General features: G+C 75.5%; 5 protein-coding genes and 2 pseudogenes. 1 reads left to right on the forward strand and 6 read right to left on the reverse strand.

The features are described from left to right. Position 1: 1 nt before the first annotated feature. The 6 genes and pseudogenes from AB0N17_RS21980 to AB0N17_RS22005 form a co-directional block, all read right to left on the reverse strand. Positions 2-1039, reverse strand: coding sequence for an enolase C-terminal domain-like protein (locus AB0N17_RS21980; protein WP_366013102.1), 1038 nt, complete (start codon positions 1037-1039; stop codon positions 2-4). After that, positions 1036-2436 carry a DUF6025 family protein gene (locus AB0N17_RS21985; RefSeq protein ID WP_366013103.1) on the reverse strand — a complete coding sequence of 467 codons (1401 nt, stop codon included), beginning with the start codon at positions 2434-2436 and terminating at the stop codon, positions 1036-1038. Before AB0N17_RS21985 ends, AB0N17_RS21980 begins: the two co-directional genes overlap by 4 nt. Further along, positions 2433-5012, reverse strand: coding sequence for an aconitate hydratase AcnA (gene acnA, locus AB0N17_RS21990; RefSeq protein ID WP_366013104.1), 2580 nt, complete (start codon positions 5010-5012; stop codon positions 2433-2435). The genes AB0N17_RS21985 and acnA overlap by 4 nt, the downstream gene beginning before the upstream one ends. 88 nt (positions 5013-5100) lie before the next feature. Then, positions 5101-6291 (reverse strand): ATP-grasp domain-containing protein, encoded by a 1191-nt coding sequence (locus tag AB0N17_RS21995; RefSeq protein WP_366013105.1) that lies wholly within the window; start codon positions 6289-6291, stop codon positions 5101-5103. Beyond that, positions 6288-7691 (reverse strand): citrate/2-methylcitrate synthase, encoded by a 1404-nt coding sequence (locus AB0N17_RS22000; protein WP_366013106.1) that lies wholly within the window; start codon positions 7689-7691, stop codon positions 6288-6290. The genes AB0N17_RS21995 and AB0N17_RS22000 overlap by 4 nt, the downstream gene beginning before the upstream one ends. Before the next feature lie 40 nt (positions 7692-7731). Next, positions 7732-9090 (reverse strand): annotated as a pseudogene (locus AB0N17_RS22005) (AMP-binding protein); the annotation flags it as partial. A gap of 87 nt (positions 9091-9177) precedes the next feature. On the opposite strand from AB0N17_RS22005, the pseudogene AB0N17_RS22010 reads away from it, so the two are divergent. Continuing rightward, positions 9178-9272: pseudogene (locus AB0N17_RS22010) on the forward strand (PAP2 family protein); the annotation flags it as partial.

Raw genomic sequence — 9272 nt, forward strand, 5'->3', positions numbered from 1 at the left:
GTCATGTCTCCCAGAGGTGCTGGCTGTCGGTGCGCGGGCGGGCGCCCAGTCCGGGGCCGTCCGGCAGCACGATCCTGCCCCGGTCCATCACGGCGCCGCTGAACGGGTCGTCCCTGAGGCCGACCGAGCCGTCGAGATCCAGCCAGTCGGCCAGCGGGGCCAGTTGGGCCATGGCGGTCACCCCGAGGGAGCTCTCGGTCTTGCAGCCGAGCATCACCCCGAGGCCCGCCCGACGGGCCACGGTGATCATGTCGAGGGCCGCGCGCAGGCCGCCGCACTTGGTCAGCTTGACGTTCACCGCGGACACCCGGCCGCGCAGCGGCAGCACGTCCTCGGGCAGCGCGCAGTCCTCGTCGGCGACGACGGGCACCGGCGCGTGCCGGTGCACGTGGGCCAGGCCCTCGAGGTCCCCCCGGGCGACGGGCTGCTCGAACAGCTCCACGCCGTGCCCGGCCAGCGTGTGGGCCACCTCCACGGCACGCGCGGGGCTCCAGGAGCCGTTGCCGTCGACCCAGATACGGCCGCCGTAGACCGAGCGCAGCAGGCCCGCGCGGCTGCCGTCGTCGTCCGGTGTGAGCTTCAGCTTGAGGATCGGCCAGTCGGCCAGCTCCCGTGCGCTGCGCAGCAGTTCGGCCTCGTCGCCGGCGCCCAGGGAGAGCGCGGACGGGGCGAGCGGGAGTCCGGCGAGGCCCAGCAGCCGGTGCAGGGGCAGGCCCGCGGCCTTGCCGAGCAGGTCGTGCAGGGCCAGGTCGACGGCCGCGGCCACCGCGGGCCGGACCCCGGCGTCCCGGAGCGCGTCGAGGACGCGGCGCAGGTCGTACGGCCCGGCGTCGGCGAGCAGGGGCGCGCAGGCCGCCAGTTCCCCGGCGTCGGCGGCGAGCGCGGTGCCGTAGCCGGTCAGGCCCTGCCAGTCCAGGCGCAGGACGGTCTGCTCGACGTGCGTGGTGACGCCCCGGTTGCTGACGAACGGCTCCTCCAGCGCGATGCGGATCCGCCCGTGGCCGACCCGGGTCCCGGACCCGGTCGCGGTGTCCGTCATGCCAGCACCTCCTCGAACGCGGCGACCACGGCAGACGCCTGACGAAGCGTCAGTTCGCGGAAGCCGTCGGGTTCCGCGGGGGCCGCCGGCTCCCGCCGCGACCCGTCGTGCGGTACGCCGCTGCCGTCCCGGAACCGGTCGAGCAGGTACGGCGACAGCGACTCCCGGTGCTCCGCGAGCCAGCCCAGCGCCGTCTCGTACGCCTGCTCGGCGGGCGTGGACAGGACGGTCTTGAACAGAGCCCTGAGCCGCTCGGCGTCCCCCGGTGAGGTGTCGGGCGGGCAGAGCATGAAGACGGGCGCGGGCAGCAGGACGAGGCACAGCGGGTGCGCCTCGGCGAAGTCCCGCACGAGCGGGCCCATGATGCCGCGCAGGGCACGGGCGGTGGACTTGCGGCCGAAGTAGCCGCCGCGGCGCGGCGGGCAGCCGGCCATCGCCCGGGCGCCCCAGTGCAGATGGACCCGGAAGCCGTGCTCGGTGAGGCCGGGCGGGCGCCCGGCCTCACCGCCCGGCTCCGCATCCGGGTAGTCCGCCCCGAACAGGGCCGACAGCGCGGTCGTCAGCAGGTGGGACATCACCGGGAGCACCGGCGGCAGGGAGGCCGCCCGGGAGAAGAACGCGTGCGGTTCGGTCAACGCGCGCAGCGGGAGCAGGGCCGCCTCGGCGAGGGCGCGCGCCGAGTCGAACCGGTGGCCGTCGAGCACGTACCCGGTGCCGTCGGGGAGCAGTTCGCAGCGGCCGACCTCGCCGTCGAGCCGGGCCGCGTGACTGATCAGCTCGGCGTACGCCCGGCGCGGGTTGTCCTGACGGGCGGCTTCCGCCAGCAGCACGCACAGCATGTCCGTCACCAGCGGGGCGTGGGCGACCAGCCGGGTGGCCTCCAGCTCGAAGCGGTAGCCGGTGAGCGCGCGCATCCGCTGCCAGTGCACCTCGACCAGCGGAGTGAGCGCACCGTCCACCTCGGCCTGCACCACGGGGCAGAACAGCGGGCGGGAGCGGTCGCGCCGGACGAAGGCCCGCCCGTCCCAGGTGTACAGCGGCAGCGGCCGGCGCCGGCCGTGTTCGACCAGGGAGCCGGGGAGGTAGACACCGTCGCCGCCCGACGGGTCCGCCTCGGTCTGGGTGAAGCCGTAGATCAGCGGGAAGCCGTGTCCGCCGCCGCAGACCGCGGTGTTGAAGTCCATGGGGCCGGACCGGCCGAGCGCGATGTCCTCCCAGTTGCCCAGGTGGCCGCTGCGCGGCGGCAGCAGGCCCTCCTCGGCGCGCACCGCGTCGAGCAGGGTGCCGACCCGCACGTCGCGGGTGCCGAGGTGCACCGGGGCGAAGGCGCCCGCCCGCTCGGTGAGCGGCGCGGCGGCCGTGGCCAGATCCAGCGCCCGCAGCAGACGGCCGCTCATCGGGCCTCCTCCTCACGGGCGATGCGGTCGATCAGGTGGGGCAGGGTGCCGCCCGCGCGCAGTACGGCCCACTCGCCGGCGGACGTCACGTCGGCCCGCGCCTCGAAGGTGACGCCGCCCGCCGTGACCGTCACGGTCCCGCTCTCGCCGGCCAGGTCCACGGCGAGGTCGAACTCCTCCCGCCCGGTCAGCCCCAGCGAGCGCCACGACGTCCCCTCGGGCAGCAGCAGCGGCAGGATGCCCATGGCGCACAGATTGGTGCGGTGGATGCGTTCGAAGCTCTCCGCGAGCACCGCGCGCACGCCGAGCAGCCAGGGCCCCTTGGCCGCCCAGTCCCGGGACGAGCCCATGCCGTAGCTGCGGCCGGCCAGCACGATCAGCGGGGTGCCGGTCGTGGCGTACCGCTCGGCGGCCTCGTGGACGGGCAGCCGCTCGCCGCTCGGCAGGTGCAGGGTGTCGCCTCCGCCGTCCCCGTCGCCGAGCAGCCGGTTGACCAGCCGCGGGTTGCTGAAGGTGCCGCGCGCCATCACCTCGTGGTTGCCGCGCCGTGATCCGTAGGAGTTGAGGTCCGTCACCCCGCGTGCGCGCAGGTGCCGGCCCGCCGAGGAGCCGGGTGGGATGGCGCCCACCGGCGAGATGTGGTCGGTGCTGACGTCGTCGCCGAGGGCGAGCAGGACGCGGGCACCGGTGAGGGGGCGGGCGGCGGGTGCGGGGCCCGCGTAGGCGGGCGGGCGGATGTAGGTGGACGTCTCGTCCCACGGGAAGACGTCGGAGTCCGGAGCGGACAGCGCGGACCAGCCGCCCGCCGGGTCCGCCGCCGCGGAGCCCGCGGCCTCGGCCGCGAACACCTCCGGGGTGACGTACGCGCTCTCCAAGGCCGCGAGGTCGGCGGAGTCCGGCCACAGGTCGCGCAGGTACACGGGCTCACCGTCGCGGCCGGTGCCGATCGGTTCGGTCTCCAGGTCGGCGCGGACGTGGCCCACCAGGGCCAGCGCGACCACGAGGGCGGGCGAGGCCAGGTAGCCGGCCCGCACCTGGGCGTGCACGCGGGCCTCGAAGTTGCGGTTGCCGCTGAGCACCGCGCCGACCGTCAGGCCCTCGCGCTCCACCACGGCGCCGACCCCGTCGGCGAGCGGCCCGCTGCCGCCGTTGCAGGTCATGCAGCCGTAGCCGGCGACGTGGAAGCCGAGCCGTTCCAGGTACGGCAGCAGCCCGGCGTCGCGCAGGTAGCGGGTCACGGCGCGGGAGCCCGGGGACAGGCTGGTGCGGACGTGGGCGGGCACGGTGAGGCCGCGTTCCACGGCCCGGCGGGCCAGCACCCCGGCGGCCAGCATCGCCTTCGGGTTCGACGTGCTGGTGCAGGAGGTGATGGACGCGATGACGAGGTCACCGTCGCTCAGCCCCTGCGCGCTGCGCGGCGGACGCGGGCACAGCTCCCGGAAGGAGCCCGGCAGTCCGGACAGGGCGATCCGCTGGTCCGGGCGGCTCGGCCCGGCCAGGCTCGCCTCGACGGCCCCGAGGTCGACCTCGACGACCCGCCCGAAGTGCGGCTCGGCGGCCGTGCCGCCGGACGGGTCGGCGAGCAGGGCCTGGGCGCGGCAGTACTCCGCCACGAGCCGGACGTGGTCCTCGTCGCGTCCGGTCTGCCGCAGGTAGCGCAGGGTTTCCTCGTCGACCGGGAAGAACGCGCTCATGGCCCCGTACTCGGGCGCCATGTTGGCGACGGTGCAGCGGTCGGCGGCGGTGAGCGCGGCCACGCCGGGGCCGGTGAACTCCAGCATGAGGCCGCGGACGTTCTCCTCGCGCAGCCGCCGGGTGAGGGTGAGGACGACGTCGGTGGGCGACACGCCGGGGCGCGGCGCGCCGGTGAGCCGTACGCCGACGACCGGCGGGACACGGATCGGCTGGGCCAGGCCCAGCATGAGGGTCTCCGCCTCCAGGCCGCCGACGCCCCAGCCGAGCACGCCCAGGCCGCCCACCATGGTGGTGTGGCTGTCGGTGCCGATCACCGTGTCCGGGCGCAGGAGCCCGCCGGGGTCCCGGGCGACCACCGTGGCCAGCCGTTCCAGGTTGACCTGGTGGACGATGCCACTGCCGGGCGGGATGACGCGCAGGCCGTCGAACGCCGACTCCGCCCACTTCAGGAACGTGTACCGCTCCCGGTTGCGCTCCCACTCCAGTGCCTCGTTCAGCGCGAGCGCGTCCGGCCGGCCGGCGAAGTCGGTCTGCACGGAGTGGTCGACGACGACGTCGACGGGCAGCGCAGGCCTGACCCGGCCGGGCCGCGCCACCCGGTCGCGCAGCGCCGCCAGGTCCACGAGCAGTGGAATGCCGGTGTAGTCCTGCACCAGGATGCGCGCCGGGCGGAACACCATCTCCAGATCCGGCGCCTCGCCCGCGGCCAGGCGCTTGCCCAGCGTCGCGGCCCGGTCCGGGTCACCGTCGCGCAGCAGCGACTCCAGCAGCACCCGGCCGGTGTACGGCACGGCGTGCAGGGCGAACCCGGCGGTCGCGGCGAAGGCCGCGAGGCCGTACCACTCGGCGTGGCGGCCCGCGAGCCGTCCCCTCTCGATCACGGTCAGTCCGTCCCCTTCGTGGTCTTCGTCTTCGTCTTCGTTTTCGTCTTCGTCCGGTGCGGGCCGGCGGGCGCAGGCGGCGGTGCGGTCATCCGGCGCACACCACCACGAACCGCAGCCGCGCGGCCGCCGCCAGGCTGCGGTCCACCGCCTGCCGGCCGGTGGCGCCGGTGGCGATGACGCAGGCGCCGCGGGACTCCGGGGTGAGCGCGCCGGGAGTCAGGGAGCCCGGTTCGCGCAGCCAGTGGACGGCCTCGACGCCTTCGAGGGCCGCCGCCTCCTCCGCGCCGTAGCAGCGCTCCAGCAGGCCGGGGGCGCGCGGAGTGACGAACCGGACGGCGGCCGCGCGGCGGGGCCGGGCGGCCAGTCCGTCCAGGACGGGCTGTCCGCACACCTGCCGTACCCACAGGTCGTCCAGGTCCAGGCCCAGGGCCAGCGCGGCCAGCTCCACGATCCGGTCGCCGCCGGGCCGCAGGTGGGTGCGCACCACGCGCAGCCCCGCGTCCGTGGCCACGATCCGGGTGTGCGTGGGGCCGTCCGAGACGCCCAGCGCGTCGAGCACGCGCGGCAGGAACGCCTCGACCTGCGCGCGCAGCCGGTCGTCGACCGGCGTCGGCAGGCAGTGCCCGGTCCGCACCCCGCTGACCGGGTCGGACAGCGGCTGGGTCAGGCACACGAGCCGGTGCGCGCCGCCCTCGGAGAACGCCTCGGCCCCGTACTCGGTGCCGTCCAGGAACTCCTCGACCATCATCGGGCGCCCCGGCTCCAGCGCGTCCGGCAGGTCGCCGGCCGAGCGGAGCACCTCGACGGCCCCGGGGCCCGTGGCGTCGACGGGCTTGAGGACCAGCGGGTAGCCGTACACGGCGGCGAACGCGATGACGTCCGCGGTGTCGCGCACCTCGCTCGCCGCCGTACCGTCCACGCCGGCCTCGCGCAGCCGGGCCCGCATCAGCGGACCGTGCGCGGCCCGTCGCACCACCTCGACCGGATGGCAGGGCAGCCCGAGTTCCGCCGCGACGACCGCGGCGTGGCCCTGGGCCTCCTCGGCGAAGGCGCCCAGCGCGTCCACGGGGTCGTGCGCGGCGACGGTACGGGCGAGAGCCGCCCACTCGCCGAGGGGGGCGGTGTCGGGCACGGCGACGATCCGCTCGTACCGCGTCAGGTCGTCCAGCGTGCCCAGGGCGGAGACCCTGGTGAGCAGGGTCAGCCGCCGCCCCAGCCGGTGCGCGCTGGCGTGCCGCCGGTCCTCGGCCCCGACGAGCAGCAGGTGGCCGCTCATCCGGCGGCCCCTGGGTACGGCAGACCGCGCGGACCGACGTACTCCAGCAGCGGCCTGATCAGCACGTTGTTGGCGTGCTGCTCCAGCGCCTGGGCGACCCAGCCGGCGGTCCGGCCGATCACGAAGAGGGGGACCGCCAGGTCGTCGGGCAGGCCGAGCAGCCGGTAGGCGAGCCCGGCGTACAGGTCGACGTTGGGGGCGACCCCGTGCCTGCCGTACGGCCGCATCGCGGCGGCGACCGCGTCCAGGATCTCCAGGCCGCTGTGGTCGCCGCACTCCTCGCTCAACTCGACGACGGTCTCCCGCAGATGGCGGACCCGGGGGTCCTCGGTGCGGTACACCCGGTGGCCGAAGCCCATGACCGGCCGGCCCTGCCGCTGGAGGTCGGCGACGTACCGCTCGGCGTTGCCGGCCTCGCCCACCTCGTCCACGAGCCGGACCGCGCGTTCGGCGGCGCCGCCGTGGACGGAGCCCGCGAAGGCGGCGACCGCGGCGGTGAGCGCCGCCGCCATGCCGGAACGGCAGCCGATGGCGATCCGTGCCGTGAACGCCGACGCGTTGGAGCTGTGGTCGGCGTGGACGATGAACCCCTTCTCGACGAACCGGACCGCCGCGGGCGAGGGGCGCTCGCCGAGCAGCGCGGTCAGGAAGGTCTCCGCGTACGAGGTCTCGCCCGTCGGGAGGGTGAACTCCCGTCCGCTGCGGAAGGCGTGGTGGGCGGCGACCAGCAGGGGCACCCGGGCGATCAGGCCGATACCGGCCTCCAGCGCCTCGTCGTAGGTCTCGTCGCCGTCGCGGCGCACCGCGGCGAAGGAACCGAGCGCGGACACCAGGGTGCGCAGGGCCTCCATCGGAGGGGCACCGGCGAGCGAGCGGGCGAGGCCGACGACCGGCGCGGGCAGGTCCCGCCGGGCGCGCAGCTCCTTGCCGAACGCCTCCAGGGCCGCGGCGTCCGGGAGTCCGCCGTGCACGAGGAGGTGCGCCACCTCCTCGAAGGAGGCCTGGCCCGCCAGGTCGTGGATGCTGTACCCGCGGTACTCCAGGACGCCGTTCGCGCCGTCGATGCGGGTGACGGCGGTGCGGTCGAAGCGGACGCCCTCCAGGCCGCGGTGGACGGTGGCGGTCCCGGTCCCGGTCCCGGTTCCGGCGGGCGGCGGCGCCGGGGCCGGTCCCGAGACGGCGCCGCCGCGCTCGGCGAAGGCGCGGATGGCGGCCACGGTCCGCAGCTCCAGGATGAGTTCGTCGTCGACGGGCACCCCGTAGGCCTCTTCCAGGGCGACCATCAGCCCGACATGGCCGAGGGAGTCCCACTCCCGGACCGACTGGTACTCGAGGTCGTCGGTGACCTGGTCCGGTGCGATCCCGAGAGTGCGCGCGATCAGCTGGTCGACGCTGCTCATGTGTGTTCTCCAGCGGGTGCTCGGTGGGAGGTGGCTGAGGTCAGGCGAGGGTGGCGGTGCGGGTGCCGAGCCACTGGCGCAGGGCGCCGCGGTCGACCTTGCCGTTGGCGTTCACCGGCAGGTCGTCCCTGGTGTGCACGGCCTTGGGGACCATGTAGGCGGGCAGGGCCCGCGCGGCCGCGTCGGCCAGGTCCGACGCCGGGACGGGGCCGGTGACGACCGCGGTGAGGGCGGAGTCGTCCGGCCACACCAGGCAGACGGCCTCCGTGGCGCCGGCCCGGCGCAGCACGGCCTCGACCTCGCCGAGTTCGATGCGGTGGCCCCCGACCTTCACCTGCTGGTCGTTGCGGCCGAGGCAGACCAGGTCGGCGCCGTCCCGGCGCACCAGGTCGCCGGTGCGGTAGTAGCTGCGGCCGTCGTGCTCGAAGAACCGCTCCGCGGTGAGCTCCGGGGCACGCCAGTACCCGGGCGTGGCCTGCGGGCCGGCGACGCACAGTTCCCCGGTGGCGCCGTCGGCCACGGGTACCAGCCGCTCGTCCACGACGAGTCCGTGCAGGCCCGGGTAGAGGCGGCCGATGGGCACGTTGTCGTGGACGCACCGGTCGGGGCTGGTCGCCGGGTCCCAGCGGTGGACGGAACAGGCGATGGTCAGCTCCGTCGGACCGTACAGGTTCTCCACGACCGAGTGGGGTGCGGCCGCCTGCCACGCCTCGGCGGTGGCCCTGGGCAGGGCCTCCCCGCAGAACAGGCTCCAGCGCAGGGTCGGCATCGTGTCCGGCGCGAGGGCGCCCCGCCTGCGCAGCACCGCGGCGACCGACGGCACCGAGAACCACACGGTGATGCCGTTGCGCTCCAGGTACCTGGCGGGCGCGAGGAGTTCGATCGGATCCATGGCGCACACGCGCGCGCCGTGTTCCCACGCCATGAACAGGTCGAACACCGACAGGTCGAAGGTCTGGTCGAACGTCTGCGAGAAACGGTCCTCGGGGGTGATCCCGTACCGGGCCTGGTTGGCGTCGAGGAAGGCGCGGACGTTGCCGTGGGTGATGGGCACCCCCTTGGGCGTGCCGGTGCTGCCGGAGGTGAACAGCAGGTACGCCAGGTCGTCCGGGCCGGTCTCGGGCGGCTCGCGCAGTTCCGGCGCCGTGCCGAGGTCGGCCGCTTCGAGGACGGGGACACCGAGGGCACCGAGGTCCGGGGTGCCGGCCGGGCCGCCGTCCTCGGGCAGCAGGAGCGCGGGCGGCCGGGCGATCCCGGCGAGCAGCTCGGGCAGCTGGGCGGCGGAGGCCCGGTCGACGATCAGGGCGTCCAGTTCCGCGCGCTCCAGCATGGTCCGGGTCCGGTCCAGCGGGAACTTCCTGTTCAGGGGCACGAACGCGGCCCCCGCACACAGGGCCGCGAGGACGCCGAGGTAGGCGGGTTCGCTCCGGTGGGCGAAGACGCCGACGCGGCGGGGGCGCCCCTCGGGGTGGGTCTGGAACCTCTTCTGCGCGCCCCGCGCGGCCGGACCACGATGTGCCTGGTGGCCGCCTGCTGGGCGGCAGGGGTCGGGCTGACCCGCGTCTTCCTCGGCGTGCACTG

The sequence above is a fragment of the Streptomyces sp. NPDC051133 genome, from assembly GCF_040682635.1.
Lineage (GTDB): Bacteria > Actinomycetota > Actinomycetes > Streptomycetales > Streptomycetaceae > Streptomyces.